The 15,778-nt window shown below is 58.3% G+C and carries 13 protein-coding genes; 4 read left to right on the forward strand and 9 right to left on the reverse strand.

Going from position 1 to position 15,778, the window contains the following annotated elements; all coding sequences use genetic code 11:
• Positions 1 to 102: 102 nt before the first annotated feature.
• The 6 genes from DW029_RS09715 to DW029_RS09740 all read right to left on the reverse strand — a co-directional run bounded on the left by DW029_RS09715 (position 103) and on the right by DW029_RS09740 (position 6,198).
• A complete protein-coding gene (locus DW029_RS09715; protein ID WP_118345962.1) occupies positions 103 to 1,380 on the reverse strand; it encodes an LCP family protein in 1,278 nt (425 codons plus the stop codon).
• 2 nt (positions 1,381 to 1,382) lie between these two features.
• On the reverse strand, positions 1,383 to 2,201 hold the full coding sequence (locus DW029_RS09720; protein ID WP_233543855.1) for a class B sortase: 819 nt from the start codon (positions 2,199 to 2,201) through the stop codon (positions 1,383 to 1,385).
• A gap of 86 nt (positions 2,202 to 2,287) precedes the next feature.
• Positions 2,288 to 2,851, reverse strand: a complete 564-nt coding sequence (locus DW029_RS09725) for a hypothetical protein (RefSeq protein WP_118345963.1) — start codon at positions 2,849 to 2,851, stop codon at positions 2,288 to 2,290.
• A gap of 168 nt (positions 2,852 to 3,019) precedes the next feature.
• Complete coding sequence (locus DW029_RS09730) at positions 3,020 to 3,595, reverse strand: hypothetical protein (RefSeq protein ID WP_147351920.1); 576 nt, start codon at positions 3,593 to 3,595, stop codon at positions 3,020 to 3,022.
• A gap of 84 nt (positions 3,596 to 3,679) precedes the next feature.
• Positions 3,680 to 4,897, reverse strand: coding sequence for a helix-turn-helix domain-containing protein (locus tag DW029_RS09735; protein ID WP_118345965.1), 1,218 nt, complete (start codon positions 4,895 to 4,897; stop codon positions 3,680 to 3,682).
• A 266-nt stretch (positions 4,898 to 5,163) separates the two neighbouring features.
• Positions 5,164 to 6,198, reverse strand: a complete 1,035-nt coding sequence (locus DW029_RS09740; RefSeq protein WP_118345966.1) for a YeiH family protein — start codon at positions 6,196 to 6,198, stop codon at positions 5,164 to 5,166.
• A gap of 193 nt (positions 6,199 to 6,391) precedes the next feature.
• Between DW029_RS09740 and DW029_RS09745 the strand changes: the two genes are divergently transcribed.
• Complete coding sequence (locus DW029_RS09745) at positions 6,392 to 7,093, forward strand: GntR family transcriptional regulator (protein WP_233502147.1); 702 nt, start codon at positions 6,392 to 6,394, stop codon at positions 7,091 to 7,093.
• Between the two features lie 120 nt (positions 7,094 to 7,213).
• Here the strand turns inward: DW029_RS09745 and glmS are convergent, their stop codons facing one another.
• Positions 7,214 to 9,061, reverse strand: coding sequence for a glutamine--fructose-6-phosphate transaminase (isomerizing) (glmS, locus tag DW029_RS09750; protein WP_117763820.1), 1,848 nt, complete (start codon positions 9,059 to 9,061; stop codon positions 7,214 to 7,216).
• Between the two features lie 329 nt (positions 9,062 to 9,390).
• On the opposite strand from glmS, the gene DW029_RS09755 reads away from it, so the two are divergent.
• Together DW029_RS09755 and DW029_RS09760 are read left to right on the forward strand one after the other, a co-directional pair.
• Entirely contained in the window at positions 9,391 to 10,524 is a 1,134-nt protein-coding gene (locus DW029_RS09755) for a LacI family DNA-binding transcriptional regulator (RefSeq protein WP_233543856.1), read from the forward strand.
• Between the two features lie 213 nt (positions 10,525 to 10,737).
• Positions 10,738 to 11,943 carry an ATP-binding protein gene (locus tag DW029_RS09760; protein WP_117743438.1) on the forward strand — a complete coding sequence of 402 codons (1,206 nt, stop codon included), beginning with the start codon at positions 10,738 to 10,740 and terminating at the stop codon, positions 11,941 to 11,943.
• Positions 11,944 to 12,144: 201 nt separating this feature from the next.
• Here the strand turns inward: DW029_RS09760 and DW029_RS09765 are convergent, their stop codons facing one another.
• The gene (locus DW029_RS09765) at positions 12,145 to 12,795 is read right to left on the reverse strand and encodes an HAD family phosphatase (RefSeq protein WP_158572666.1); all 651 of its coding nucleotides are present in this window, start codon (positions 12,793 to 12,795) and stop codon (positions 12,145 to 12,147) included.
• A gap of 167 nt (positions 12,796 to 12,962) precedes the next feature.
• Here DW029_RS09765 and DW029_RS09770 point away from each other — a divergent pair, with 167 nt between their 5' ends.
• Positions 12,963 to 13,841 (forward strand): ATP-dependent sacrificial sulfur transferase LarE, encoded by an 879-nt coding sequence (locus DW029_RS09770; RefSeq protein ID WP_118345969.1) that lies wholly within the window; start codon positions 12,963 to 12,965, stop codon positions 13,839 to 13,841.
• A gap of 119 nt (positions 13,842 to 13,960) precedes the next feature.
• On the opposite strand, the gene DW029_RS09775 is transcribed toward DW029_RS09770, so the two are convergent.
• The gene (locus tag DW029_RS09775; protein ID WP_158572667.1) at positions 13,961 to 15,655 is read right to left on the reverse strand and encodes an ATP-binding protein; all 1,695 of its coding nucleotides are present in this window, start codon (positions 15,653 to 15,655) and stop codon (positions 13,961 to 13,963) included.
• Positions 15,656 to 15,778: the final 123 nt, after the last annotated feature.

Raw genomic sequence — 15,778 nt, forward strand, 5'->3', positions numbered from 1 at the left:
CGAGCGGGGGCTCCTGTCGTTTCCGTGCCCCTGGATTGGGTCATAGTGTCTGTTGGTGCCTGACATCGAGTGAGCCGCTGTTGGCATCCGGCACCTGGGCAGCTAATTAACAGGATGATAGAACATATCAACGACCGTTTGCTTTACGTTGTCCTGGTCCAGGTAGAACTCGGCGAAGGTGTCGCCCTGATGCATGGTGCCCTGCAGCGTCACGACATCAAACGAAGTCAGGCCGTGCTCGAGCATCGTGGTCGCCAGATAGCTGAACTCATCGAGACCCAAATTGGTCCACGTATAGTCGCCCATGGCCTGATACAGGCTGATGAGCATGGCGGGGTTGCTCTTGGCACTGCTGAGCACCTTCGATGCAAACGCCTGCACGTAGCTCACCTGGCGCGCTGTACGATCTAGCGAAGACGTCAGATTCGTCGTGTCGCGCCACTGCACGTACTTTTCCGCCGTTGTACCAAATAGCGTGGTCTCCTGGCCCTCGACAACCGACGTGCCCGGCACAGTCTGCGTAGGCACCAGCGTCACGCCGCCGATGGAGTCATTAATGGGAGCCACGCCCTCGATATTGAGCGTGTAGTAATAGTCGACCGGAATGTTATCGAGCACGCGCGAGGCAGCGGCGGCCGTCAGTGCCGATGAGTTATCGCCATCGGTGCCATAGGCGAACTGCAAACACAGCTGCTCGGTCACCTGGCCGGCAAACGAACCATTGGAATACGTATCTACGGCAACCATGCTGTCGCGCGGGATGATAATGCCGCGAGCCTCGCCCGTGTCGGTATTAAGCGCTACGACCATCACGGTATCGGACTGGCCCTTCTGGGTGCCGTCATCGTTATTGCGGCCATCAAAGCCGATAAACGCCACCGTGGCCATATGCTTGTTGAGCGCATACTTCTTGCCGTTATAGGTAATGGTGTCGCCCTTGGCCTTAATGACCTTTTCGGTCTTTTCCTCAATCTTCTTTTTGCCTTGGTTCACGCTGTGATTCACAAAGCCCCAGCCGGCAGCAGCAACCGCACCAATCACGAGCAGCACGATCAGCAGCGTGCGGATACGGCGGCGGCGCTTGATGCGCTTAATCGACTCTTTGGAGCGTCGACGACGCTGAGGTCCCGCCTCATCAAGCGAAGGCCACTCTGCCTCATCAACAGGCTGCGCCGCAGCTTCATCGGTCTTTGCCAATGCGTCGGACGGATCCTCGGCCTTGCTCTGGGATTTTTCGTCAGGTTGAGGCGTCGGAGTGCCTTTGGTCTCCCATTGAGGCTCGACAGGCTCCGCCGCATCCTGAACCTGCTGCTCGGGATTGTTTACTTGATTTTCGTCGGGATCCACCGCATCGATAAAGTGCTTGCCACGGGGGTTCATGACTATTTTGTCTCCTGGTCGCTTGTTAACACACCGCTCACAATATAGCGCGAGTTGCCCTGCGAGCTATCGAGCATGCAGGTGCTCAACTGCACAATCTTACTATCTGCATCAAGTGTCACGCCGTCACGTACATTTTTGAGCAATGCGTCCGGATTACAGACCGAATTAAAGTAGTCCTGGCGCACGGCAGGGTCGGCAAAGTTAAACGAATTGAGAATGTGGCGGTCGTCATATTGATAGGCCGAGACAATCTTGTACGTCAGAATATGGCCCGGCGTGTAGATATAGAACTCGCCGCTCTCGTTAAAGAAGTCCGCGTCCTCAAAGTTATGCAAGTTGTGGAACACGCCGCCGTTCACATGGCCGTAGATCACCGTGACGGGATCGCTAAAGTCGCGCGCGTTTGCCATCTGGCTAAATGCTGTGCCATACGGGTCGTACTTGCCGTCCTTGTCGTGGTCCAGGTAAAACAGGTCGTCCGTTGTGCTCTGCAGCAAGGGTGTGTTGATATCCGCACCCGGAATGTAGAGCCACGCATAGATATCGGCATTCTCTTGAATGAGCGGAGCGAAGTCGATGGGGTTGTCCGGCGGCTCCTTGCCCTTTGATTCGACCTTCGTGGCGGGCTTGCCTGTTGCACTCATCTCCTCGGCGCGCTGCTGCTCTAGATGATTCATATAGAGCACGTAGCCGCCGCAGCCGACTGCGACCAGCAACAACACTACGAAAACGCCCTTGAGTATCGTGGCACGACGCTTTTTGTCCGAGTCGTCCATATGCTTAACTTCCATATGCTTGCCCTGCGGCTGCTGTGCCATGGTGCTCCCTTACCCTGTAAATCGGCCAAAAAAAGGACCCGCACAAGTACGGGTCCTCAAATCTTACGGTTGAAACCGTGTGTGTGCTAGTTGTTCTTGCGAAGAGCAACGAAAGCACAGGCAGCGCCAGCAGCGGCAACAGCAGCCACAGCGGCAACAGCGGTGGTGTTCACACCGGTAGCCGGGGACTTAGCACCGTTGTCGGTGGTAGCAGCGCCAGCAGCGGTCTTCTCGGCCACGATGGTGTAGATGGAGAGCTTGGTGACCTTAAAGACAACGTTACCGTTGTTGTCGGCGGTCAGGTTCAGCTGCTCCGTAGTGCCGTCGTTGTGCTGGACATAGACGGTAACCTTAGCGTTGGCGTAAGCCTTGCCAAGGGTGAAGGTGACGGTCAGCGGGTTGGACTCGGAAACGGTGCCGGCCTCGGACTCGGTAATCTCAAAGGAAGCGACCACGTTGGCGCCGGCAGGGGTGCCCTCGGCGTTCTTGGTGGTGGAAACAACCTTGACGTTAGCGTTGTTAACGCTGGCGGTCACGTTGTTGGCGCCGGTGGCGGTGGTGTTGGCAGGGCTCGGGGCGGCGAAAGCAGCCACGGGCAGAGCCAGGGCAAGAGCGAGAACGCTCAGTGCTGCCATGAATCTCTTCTTCATGTTAGGTACTCCTCAACTTGCAGCTTGTGGACTTTTAAGTGCATAGTAGTATAGCTTTTTTTACAAATTGTGACTAATGAGTTCTATATGAAACAACATTGCTGCTTTTTTGCTCACTCATTGGCCCCAAACAGCGACTTGGTGTGATGTTTCTGTGACTTATTGGCCTTATGTTACGGGCGTGACCTGCGAACCCGCACCGTTTGCACTGGTTTCGCTAACCTCGCTGTCCGTATCCTCGCCCTTTTGGGCATCGGCGATCGTTGCGGCAGCGGCAACAATACCGCGCTGAGGCGCCACGCCCGTCTGGGTCTGAGCGCCCTCGACAAGCTCCGTGCCGGCATGCGCGAGCTCAGCAGGCTTGAACATCGCACTCAGGTCGACGCCGCCGCCAGCGTAGCCGAGTGCGGCAAGTGCGATCACAATCACCGCAACAACAACTGCAATCGGCACGTAACGATGCCAGCCTGCAGGATTGAGGCCACTGCGGCGAGCCGCACCGCGGCTGATATAGCCCAGCGTTCCGTCGTGCTTGAGCTTAGAGCCCACCACGCGCTTGCGCCCCCGCAGCGATGACTCGGCCTGCATGGCCAAGCGAGCGCTTGCCGAAGGATAGCCGTAATTGGTGCGCTTGAACGAACCGTCGAACCCCGACGCGTGCTTGCCCCACGTCCGGGACGTCGTGCGGCGGTTAACTGGAGCCGCGCCCCGTCTATTCCGGTTTGGTTTTGAAGTCTCCGCCATACGCCCCCGCACGCCGTAACACAATCGAAACATTACTGCTTTGGACTGTAGCACACGCACCGCACGCGGTCACGGGCACCTCGCTCAGCGGTCGTCGTCCTTCAGCAAGCGCCACAGGGTCGTGCGGCTTATTCCCAGCACCTCGGCAGCGCGGGTTCGGTTGCCCTGAAGATGGGCTACGACCAGCCGCGCGATGTCGCGTTCGATATCGGCCAGTGGACGCAGGATATACAGGTCGCTGTCGAGCGTCGGAGCGCCAAAGGTTGCGGTTTTGATGACGTCCTCCTGGGCGAGCACCTCCTCCGCCACCGCGCGCTCCGCCGCACCCGACCCTACTAATATATAGAGTCGTTCCGAGACCTCGCGAAGCTGCAGATAGTTGCGCGGCCAGCGATAGCCGTTGAGCGTCGAGGCAGCCTCCTCGGACATACCCGGAGCGGCAGTTCCAAAGACATCTGACAGATATGACAAATACTGCGCAACCTTTTTCGATGCGCCACCCTGCTCGGCAATCGCAGGCGCCACACTTACTGCGCACGCCAAGCGCTCGGTTACAAAAGCGGCCTGATCGCTTTCACCACCGCCCGGCATATCGTTTGCCGTCAGAACCACATGGCAACGCGCGGCCAGCGCCGTGTCGGTCATCGTAGAGACAAGCTCGCGCAGACGATGCGGCGAAAGTGCATGCCAACCGTCAATACAAAGGGTCAGCCCTGCCTGGAACAGCGGCGATTCCGAGCTTTTGAGCAGATGGCGCCAGCCGCGATCTGTGAGCTCGTCAAGTGCCACGGACACAAATGGTTCGTCAGCATAAGGCCCATCCAGATAGAGGCGTTTTGCAATCTCTGACTGGCCAGCACCCAGCTCGCCCTCCAACATGAGGGGCACGCCGCGGGCATAGCTTTCGCAGACGGGACCAGCGACCGCGGCGGCACCCTCGACAATGCCGTACGCGCTTGCCTCGTAGCGCGCCTCGACCTCATCTGCGTTAAGCCACTCAATACCCGCATGCGCCGCCACACCGTGCACCTCGCGGACCACGACCACCCAAAGCGCGCCGCATTCCTTGGCGACCGGACGCACCGTGAGGCTCAAGCGCCCTCCCGCATGCCCCATCACCAGGCGTGTGCCATTGCCCACGCGCCTCAGGCGCTCGGCGACAAATGCCGCGACATCTTGCTCGAGCGCGACATCGTCCATGGTCGAAATCGCCACGTGTCCATGCCCATCGATTGCCAACGCCGAGGCCCCGGCAGCAGCCAGGGCCTCGGTCAAGATGTTCAGCTTGGAATCGCTATCCATGATTTGCCCCTGTCCGCGGCGACGTGCAGCCGCCGACGGTCGCACGACCGAGTGTTTCAAAATTGAACGATATTGCTCACCGAACACTATAGGGCAGAAAGCGCCGTCCTGCGAGTATAGGTGTTGCCCCGCATCGCCATCCTGGCGGGGCGATAAGAGCTCTTCGGGACCTATCAACCTGCGGACAAGCCATACCCGCAAGAGCTCCTATCGCTCCACCGCAGGCATGCGCTCACCAGCAGCCAACACGCAAACTGGCTACTTCTCTACCAGATTCCCAGCACGTACTGCATTCCCAAGCTCATGCACGCAATGCCAATCCAGCAGCAAAGGCCCAGCGCAATGGGCTTACCGCCCTTTTTGACCAGCTCAACGATATCGGTATTGAAACCAATAGCCGCCATGGCCATCACGATAAAGAACTTCGAAAGCTCCTTGATAGGTGCCGTAACGGACGCGGGAAGCTGAAGCACCGTGGTGATCACGCTCGCCAGCACGAAGAACAGCACAAACATGGGAAACGCGCGTTTAAGCGAGAACGTGCTTTTGGCGTCGCCGCCAGCCTTGCGCGCTAGATGCATCTGCCAGCATGCGAGGACCAACGTAATGGGAATAATGGCCAGCGTCCTGGTGAGCTTGACCACCGTGGCGCTCTCGAGCACATTGGCACCGGGATGCATGCTGTCCCAGGCGCTCGCCGCAGCCGTTACCGACGAGGTGTCGTTGATGGCAGTGCCGGCAAACATTCCAAAGCCCTCGTTGGTCAGCCCGAGCATGCCGCCGAGCGTCGGAAACACGAGCGCCGCGATAACGTTAAACAGGAAGATGACCGAAATAGCCTGGGCAATCTCGCGATCGTCGGCATCGATGACGGGTGCGGTCGCGGCGATGGCAGAACCGCCGCAAATCGACGAACCCACACCCACAAGCGTCGCGATCTTGCTCGGCACGTTCATGACGCGGCAGAGCACGAAGGCGGCAACAAGCGAGGTCGAGATCGTCGCCACGATAATCGGCAGCGACTGGGCGCCCTTGGACAGAATCTGCGAGAGGTTCATGCCAAAGCCAAGCAGGATAACCGCGTACTGCAAGATCTTTTTGGATGTATAGGTGACGCCAGCAGCGAGCGGTTCGCGACGATTCTTGGGAAAGACGAGAGCCAGGACCATGCCAAAGAGGATGGCAAATACCGGCCCGCCAACCACCTCGATCTGCTTGCCGAGCAGCGTTGCGGGAATGGCGATGATCAGGCAGAACAAGACGCCCTTCCAGCGCTCGCGTACGATATTTACCAGTTGCATATGGGATTCCTTCTTCCTATTTCACGTTTGCGACGACTTATGATACGACAACGCTAAGCGCAATCCCGCGCAAACGCAGGCAAAAATGTCGCAAAAGTTATCGGGCGGCGATTGAATTACCCACCGCGGAGGGCTGACTCGCGGCATAATAAACAACTGACATATGAGTGTGAATGAACGGTTGCGAGGCGCTATGGAAGAATCGATGCACATCGGCGAGCAAGAAGCGAGCCTACAGGACCAGTCCTACCACACCATTCGACGCAAAATCGTCTACCTGGACTACAAGCCGGGCGAAAAGCTGGGCGTTAAACAGCTTTGCGACGACCTGGATATGGGGCGCACCCCTGTGCGCGAAGCGTTGGTGCGTCTGGCGCAAGAGGGCTTGGTGCGCACCGTGCCCCAAAGCGGCACCTATGTCTCGCCCATCAACCTTACCCTTGCCGAGAGTGCCTGCTACATTCGCGAGCACCTGGAAAAGCAGGTGATCGTGGAGTGCTGCGCGCGTGCCACCTCGGTGGGCATCGAGCAGCTCGACCGCGCCATCGTGCTGCAGGAAAAGGCGATGGCCGAAGAGGATCGCATCGGCTTTTTTTTGAGCGACAATCTCATGCATCGCATGATCTTTAGCATCGCATGCCGCAGCACCGTGTGGTCGTGGCTCGAGGAGACCAATGCCGACCTAGAGCGCTTCCGCTGGCTGCGCGCCGCCACGCAGACGCTCGACAAGCAGGAGATTGTTAACGAGCACAAGCAAATCCGCCGCGCTATTGCCGGACGCGACCCCATCGAGGCGCGCTTTTTGGTGAGCAAGCACCTGCACATGATGTTCCGCAACCAGACCGAGATTCTGGACCAGTATCCCGAGTACTTCGAGACCAGCAAGCTCCGCTAACCTGCCAAAACCACCACAAAGGGGACAGGCACCTTTGTGGTGGTTTCTCCGTACAAAAAGGCCCGGCTCCGTCTGATGACGCGGAGCCGGGCCTTGGCTGTTGGAACGCCGGAACATCCGCTACTCGACAGTAACGCTTTTCGCCAGGTTTCGGGGTTGGTCGACGTCGCATCCGCGCAGGATGGCGACCTCGCGGGCGAGCAGCTGCAGCGGGACGCTCGCCGTGATGGGGCTGAACACGTCGCGGACTGCCGGCACGCGGATGATGCAATCGGCGATCTTGTTGATCTCCTCGTCGCCCTCGGTAGCAACGACGATGACCTTGGCACCCCGCGCCTTGCACTCCATAAGGTTCGACACGGTCTTGTCGTAGGTGGCGCTCTTGGTGGCCACGGCGATGACAGGGAAGCCCGGGTCGATCAGGGCGATGGGGCCGTGCTTCATCTCACCGGCGGCGTAGGCCTCGGCGTGCAGGTAGCTGACCTCTTTGAGCTTGAGCGCGCCCTCGTAGGAAATGGCGGCGCCCATGCCGCGGCCCACGAACAGCGCCGATTGCGCGCCCTTGCACAGCAGGGCGGCCTCATGAACGGTCTCGGTTTGGGTATCCAAAATCCACTGGATCTGCTCGGCCGTATCGGAAAGCTCGCGGAACAGCATGCGCGCCTGCTTGGTGGTCAGGCGGTACTTGACCTGCGCCAGCAGCAGCGCCAGCAGCGTCAGGCTCACAACCTGGCCGATAAAGCTCTTGGTCGAGGCGACCGCGATCTCCTTGTTGGCCTTGGTATAGATGACGCCGTCGCTCTCGCGCGCCACCGGGCTGCCCACCACATTGGTGATGCCGAAGACCTTGGCACCCTTGATGCGCGCGTCGCGAATGGCGGCAAGGGTATCGGCCGTCTCGCCCGACTGGGACACGGCCACAACAAGCGTCGTCGGCGTGATGATGGGGTTGCGGTAGCGGAACTCGCTTGCCGCCTCGACCTCGGTAGGAATACGAGCCCAGCCCTCAATGAGATTCTTAGCAATGAGGCCAGCGTGATAGCTGGTGCCGCAAGCGATCACGTAGACGCGGTCGATGTCGTTGAGCTCCTCGAGCGAAAGGCCCAGCTCGTCGATGTCGAGCTCGCCGGCTGGCGTCATACGACCGACCAGCGTGTCGCGCACGACGCGCGGCTGCTCGTGGATTTCCTTGAGCATGAAGTCGGGATAACCGCCCTTTTCGGCCATGTCCAGATCCCAGTCGATGTGAGTGACCTTGGGCTCGATAACATTGCCGGCCTCGTCGGTGTATTCGACGCCTGCGGGCGTGAGCTTGGCAAACTGACCGTCCTCGAGCACCACGACATCGCGGGTGGCGTCGATGAGTGCAATGACGTCGGAGGCGACATAGGCGCCGGTCTCGCCTGCGCCGACCACAATCGGGGAATCCTTGCGGGCTACGGCGATCACGCCGGGCTCGTCAGCGCACACTGCGGCCAGACCATAGGCACCGACCACGTGGGTGCAAGCCTCGCGCACGGAGGCCATCAGGTCGTGCGTCTCGGCATAGGCCTCTTCGATCAGATGCGCAAAGACCTCGGTATCGGTCTCGCTCTTAAAGTGGTGGCCGCGGCCCTCCAGCTCTTCGCGCAGCTCAGCGAAGTTCTCGATGATGCCGTTGTGGACGATGGCGATACGACCGTCGCAGCTGGTGTGGGGATGGGCGTTAACGACGGAGGGCTTGCCGTGGGTAGCCCAGCGGGTATGGCCGATGCCGCAGGTAGCGTCGCTGTCGATATTGGAAAGCTCGCTCTCCAGGCCCGCGACCTTGCCCACGCGGCGGATGACGTCGAGGTGAGCCGCGGCGCCCTCGCCCACCTCGAGCGCAACGCCCGAGGAGTCATAGCCGCGATATTCCATGCGCTTGAGGCCCGTGACCAGGATGTTCTTTGCAATATCAGAGCCGGTGTAGCCGACAATTCCGCACATAGGATAAATCCCTTCGTTCGCGTGACTGCAAGACGTCCACGCGCAGGGGGCGCTGAGACGTATAACGTTCGAGTATTGTACTCACGCAAGCGCAAGCTGATATACCAGAAGTGGTATCTCAACTTAGATACCACCCGATGCACACATGCCCAGCCGGTCCAAACCACCACAATGGGGACAGGCACCTTTGTGGTGGTCGCGCTGGCAACGGCGTTTGCCCAGATAAAACCTGCCAAAATTAACCTGTCCCTAATTGGCAGGTTTTGACACCCTAGGGGCGGGCGATGCTACAATCTGCCTTGTACTTGAAACGCATCAAAGGGGCCGCTATGGCAAAGGTGAAAATCAGCGACGTCGCGCGCGAAGCGGGGGTCTCGCTGGGCACGGTATCCAACGCGCTCAACCACCCCGAAAAGCTGCGCCCCGAGACCCTCAAACTCATCAACGAGACCATCAATCGCCTGGGCTACCTGCCCAACCAAAGCGCCCGCCAGCTCGCAGGCGGCACCACCAAGTCCTTTGGCTTGGTTCTCCCCCGCCTCGACCACGGCTTCTCGCTCCAAATTGCCAGCGGCGCCCATAACGAGGCGCGCAAACACGGTTACGACCTGCTCATCGCCAACGCCGATAACGACGACATTCTCGAGGACCATTACCTGCGCTATTTTATGGGCACGCAGATGTCCGGCGTCATGGTTCAGCCCATGGCGTCCCCCGATTGGCACCCCGCCATGACCAAGATTCCCGTCCCCATCGTCCATCTGGACGTCCATTGTTCAGAACCCGGTTACTACGTGGCCGCCGACAACGAGGCACAGGGGCGCATTATCGCCGAGCTCGCCATCGCCCGCGACGCACGCCATATCACCGTTGTGGGCAGAGCGGCATTTATGCAGCTCACCCTGCGCGTCCTTGGCATCCACAAAGCACTTGCCCTGCATCCCGATATCAAAATTGAGGTCATCGATGCCGGAGAGTGGAATACCGCAGCCGACGGCTACAGCATCGGTACCCAGATTGCCGAACGCCCTGCTGACGAGCGCCCCGATTTTGTCATCGGCTTGACCGACGTATTGGCCTCGGGCGTTATCTCGGCGCTGACCGACAAAGGCATCTTCGTCCCCGAGCAGGTCCGTGTGGCCGGCTGCGACGGCAACCCCCTTGCATGGAGCGGGTCTGTTCCCCTTACCACCGTGGCGCCGCCGGGCTACGAAATTGGCCGCAAGGGCGTGCAGCTGCTCATGGAACAAATCGAGGATAAACCTGCCGCCAAGACCAAACGAGTCCGCATCGGCTCCGCCGCGCGCACCGTCACCACGGTCACGGCCACCGAGGACATTAACCGTCAGGAGCTCGTGCGCCCCTTCTTGCTCGAACGTATGAGCACCCAAAAGGCCGAGCAGCACCCGACGGGCCCATCCGCGGCCCCAATAACCGACATCAACCTGGGCGCCTACCTGTAACAAAAACGCCGCAACGGGAACAGCCCCGCTGCGGCGTTTTTGCTGGCCCCACGGGCCTTCCCCATTTAGCCGGACCTGCGGCTACGGATATTTATGGAATGTAATCCATTTTTCATTAGCTTTTTTGTTAAAATAGACTCAATTCCATATTTTTAGATATTTCCTATAAGTATTGATTTTGCTCCAGTTTTTTCTCGCCAAGAAAGGGGTTTCATGAATCTGATTGATCGCAAACGGTACCTCGACTGGCTCATTTCGTGGAAAGACTCGCACGTCATCAAGGTCGTTTCGGGCGTGCGAAGGTCCGGCAAATCAAAGCTATTCGAAATCTACCGTAGCTACCTGCGCGATCATGGAATCACAGGCGACCAGGTTATATCCCTCAACTTTGAAGACCTGGAGTTCGAGTCGCTTACGTCGTATAGAGCACTCTACGACTACATTTCCGCCAGACTCGTCCCCGATAAGATGAACTACGTTTTTCTGGACGAGATACAGCACGTCGAGCATTTCGAAAAAGCCGTCGACAGTCTTTTTATCAAGGACAATGTCGACCTCTACATAACCGGTTCCAACGCTTATCTGCTCTCGAGCGAGCTGGCAACTTTACTCTCCGGCCGCTACGTAGAGCTCAAGATGCTGCCCCTATCCTTTAAAGAGTTTTGCTCGGCAAAAACCAATGACGGAAAGGCTCCCGCGCAGTTGTTTGACGAGTACATAACCAGGGGCTCTTTTCCCTTTATCGCCGAGACGGGTATTCAGGGACCCCAGGCGCGCGATTATCTTATGAGCCTCTACGATACCATCGTCATACGCGACGTTATCGAACGCCTGAAGGTCTCGGACGTCCCGACCCTGCGCGATATCACCAAGTTCCTACTCCATAGCATTGGAAACCGGATCTCGATTAAAAAAATCTCCGACACGCTCTCGTCCAACGGCAACAAAACCGACCAGAAAACCGTAGCCAAATACCTCAAAGGCTTAACGGACAGCCTTGTGCTGTACTTTGCTCCGCGCTATAACGTGCGCGGTCGGCAGCTTCTTTCAACAAACGGCAAATACTACGCCGTTGACCTTGGACTTAGAGGTGCTCTCGTCAAAACCCAAAGCAGCGATATCGGTCATATCCTCGAAAATGTTGTTTATCTCGAGCTCCTACGCCGTGGATACGACGTCTACGTGGGCGATATCGACGGCGGGGAAATCGATTTTGTTGCCCTAAACTCAGACGAGACAGCCTATTTTCAGGTTTCAGCCACAACGCTCGACGAAACCACCCTCAATCGAGAGTTGGCCCCCTTTAAGAAAGTCCGAGACAACTACCCCAAGACGCTTCTTACGCTCGACACGCTGTTTGCGGACGCGAACTACGAAGGAGTCCGCAAGCGCAACGTGATCGACTGGCTCCTTGAGTAACTTGTAGCGTCATAACCCTCCGCCAGCTCCTTACCAAGGCCGCAGCCCCAGTCGCTTAAAGCACAATGCCCCTCTTATCAGCCAAAACAGCAATCTTGGCGTGATAAGAGGGGCTGGCTGCGTCAGCGCCTCCACGCAGGCGCCGTTGCCGCCACCGTCCCGCGGGATCGGGCGCGGGACATGGCGACTCACGTACAAACGCTAACACACGGCCTTGACCGCCGCCGTCAGATCGAACAACGTGTCGAGCACGGCCTCGCAGCCATCCACCACGTCCTGCGGCAGCGGCACGATATCGGGGACGGCAAAGACGTGGCAGCCGGCCGTGATGCCCGAGACGCAGCCGTTGCGTGAGTCCTCGACCACGGCGCACTCCTCGGGAGCAAAGCCCGCGCGCTCGCAGGCGAGCAGGTACATCTCGGGATCGGGCTTGCCGTGCGCGACGTCATCGCCGCAGGTCACCGTTTCAAACTTGTCAAAGAGACCGACCATCTTAAGGTTGCGCTCGGCGGTAACGTGGCGCGACGACGTCGCGAGGCCCACGTGATAGCCCGCAGCCAGCAGCTCGTCGAGGCACTCGGCGGCGCCGGCCTTAAGCTCCAGGTCGGTCTTGACCATCTCGTCGCGAATCTCCTTATGGCGACGATAGATTGCCTCAGCGGTTTCGCAGCTGTCGTAATGCTCCTCAAGGATGCCCATGACGTCGGGCAGCGTACGACCGATAAACTGATGGATCAGCGCATCATCAATCGCGAATCCCAGCTCGGCCGCGCCCGCCTTCCACGCCTTGATACCCAAACGCTCGGTATCGACCAGCGTTCCGTCCATGTCAAAAATAACGGCATTGATCATATCGGTCCCCTCACCGGATTGCATTACTGCCACTCTACCGCACTTTACAAACTTGTATATAACGTATATAGCATATTGCGCTTTCGTTACATAGATAGAAGTCTTATGACAAGCGGCTCGGTAGGATTATAGTTTTCGACCGAGTACTCAACGGCAAGGATCGATTCATGCTTTCAGACACCACCGCACCTGCAGAGGGGCTTCAGGACAAACTCGCAGCGCTCGAGCAGCTGCTTTTGGCATATGGACGCGTCACCATCGGCTTTTCCGGCGGCGTTGACAGCAGCTTTTTGGCCGCCGTATGCGCCCGCATCATGCCTGCCGACACGCTTCTCGTTCACCTCACCACGCCGCTCATCGGCACGCCCGAGCAGGCTTCGTTTGAGCGGGCGGTTGACGGGCAGGCCAATGAGGGGCCGCATTTTAAGCTCCCCGTGCTCAATCTTTCGGTCGATCAGTTACAGCTCCCCCAAGTAGCCTGCAACGATGCTAATCGCTGCTACCACTGCAAGCGCACCGGCTTTACCGCCATCGTCAACCACGCCAGGTCGCTGGGTTTTCCCACCGTCATCGACGGCAGCAACGCAAGCGACCGCGGCGACTACCGCCCCGGCATGCGCGCCGCCCAGGAGCTCGGCGTACGCTCCCCTCTCATGGAGGTCGGCTTTACCAAGGACGAAGAGCGCGAGTTGCTGCGCGCCTGGGGATACCCCGTCTGGAACCTGCCGGCAGGAGCCTGCCTGGCCACGCGCGTCCCCACGGGCGAGGAGCTCACGCGCGAGAAGGTCGATGTAATCCGCACCTGTGAGGACTACCTGCACGACCTTGGCCTGGACCAGGTCCGCGCACGCCTCGTCGGCGGCTGCATGCATATCGAGGCCGCGCCGGCAGACGTCGCCAAGATCGCCGCCCTCGGCAGTACCGCGGTCAACGACGAGGGCAAGGCCCCGCTTCCCGCCGCCATCGAATCTGCGCTGCGCGAGCTGGGCTGCGGCCATATCTCCCCCGAGGTTACCCCCTACATCCACGGCAACATGAACCAGTAACCCACCAAAAAGGGACAGGTTTATTTTGGCAGGTTTTATCTGGGAAAATATCGCAGGGCAACCGCCTCTCTAGCATCCATCTATCTTTGAGAGACACTAGAGAGGCGACTCAGCCACATCTACCTCTTCCGATAGCGGCGGTTGCGGCTCGTCGATGAACCCATTACTTCAATGAGTCCTTTATCCGCCATTTTTGGCAGATGGTAACGGACGGACGAAATCTTGACCCCCGATGCAACCGCTATTTCTCGCGCCGTCATATCCATTCCGGCGCTGAGAGCCTCCAGGATCCTATCCGCCGTCGAAGCTGACGATTCTCTGCTCATATCGATAATTTCAAACGTGTCTTTGCCACATTTTGACAGGACATGTTTATCGACAAGGTCCCCGCAGATCAGGCGAATGTCATCCGAATCCCACTTCAAAGCCTCTCGTATTTTTTGAACATCGCGTACGCACCCATGCTCCCGCATAAACATGAGCAATGTTTCCTCGCGATGCGTTAGTTCGGTGTCCACATGGCCCTGAATCCACATGCGGTTTTCAGCAAGCTCCGCCCCGTGCCGGGAAAGCAGCACCGTAAACGAATCGGCCTTAACGATAAATTTCGGCCTGCCAAGCGAACGAGACTCCATCTCGCGAATCATAGCCGGGATGCCAGATCCCTGACTTTCCGCAACAGCCCCCTCAGCATGCTCTAACGGCGTCGCCCCCATCAGACTCATGAGCTTTGGGTTTCGACAGCGCGATTCCCCGTCCGCAAGATTGTCCAACGTCTTTCCGCCCCAAAGCCCGCCGGGGTTTTTGATTTCTATTCTGTCTGGGTAGATATCGACGCTCACGGCCTGCCCCACAAACATGGGCGAATACTCTCGATGGATACAGGCATTCGCCAAGGCCTCGCGCAAAACCTCCTGGGGTACTTCCCAATCTTCCCTTCTACCAGCGTCTCGCACTATCGCCGCTTTGCGCAAGTTTCGTCCGATCGCAGCGAGGGCATCTTCGATGCAAGCCGGAATCGGGCCATCGCACAACTGGCGGTCAATAAACCGGGGTTGCCCAGGAGCAGATTTTTCCACATCGGAATGAACGGCGACATCGATCATCAGCTTAGGATAGAACTGCTGGGGGTAGATTCCCGCCGACAGCAGCCCCGCGAGCTTCACAGCTCCATCCTTTGTAGTGATATTGAGTCTGGCCAGCTGCTTTTCCAGCGTATCGGCCCCGCGCAAAACGCGCGGGGTCTGCAGCCGGCGATTTGCGATAATGGACCGCACGACATCTGGATCCAAATCCTCGACTGTTGCCTCCGAAACCACCGTACCGTCTGCATCGCTCGGAAGCAACGCACTCTGTAGCTCATATAGCTCAGCGGGCGACATCTTGATATCTTTATCATCCACGCGCTTGTAGCTACCGTTCTGCACGCCGCGCGCGCCGATATAGCATGGCTTCGCTTTGAGCTCAAGTTCAAAGATGCGCACCAGAAGTACCTGGAGCCCGTCGACCTCGCCTCGATCAAGCTCATACCGTGGCGCATGGGTCACCACCGCCGCTGAGCCTCCGTCTCCGATACCCGAAACAAACTGGTCGCGTACCCTGTCGATAGCAAAGTTGGCAGAAGGAACAAATCCTTCGGCTTCGTTCAGGCCCAAAATAATGAGCCCGCCCGCAGTGTTCGCAAAAGCACTCACTGTCTCCCATACGTCTGCACTCAATTTATTCGTGCAGGCTTTAACTTCTACCGATGCGTCATCGGTCCCCCGCCTGCGAAGGCGCTCAACGATAAGGCCCAGAGGTTCATCCAACAGCATTGGCATTCCGTCTCTCTAAAACAATAGATTTATCTCTCTAAAGCTTAGTATATCTCTCTAACTTTAGAGAGATGAGCACCTTCTTTTAGAGAGAAATTTAGAGAGATGCATCGAATTCACTGC

It is taken from the genome of Collinsella sp. AF38-3AC (assembly GCF_003474365.1).
GTDB lineage: Bacteria > Actinomycetota > Coriobacteriia > Coriobacteriales > Coriobacteriaceae > Collinsella.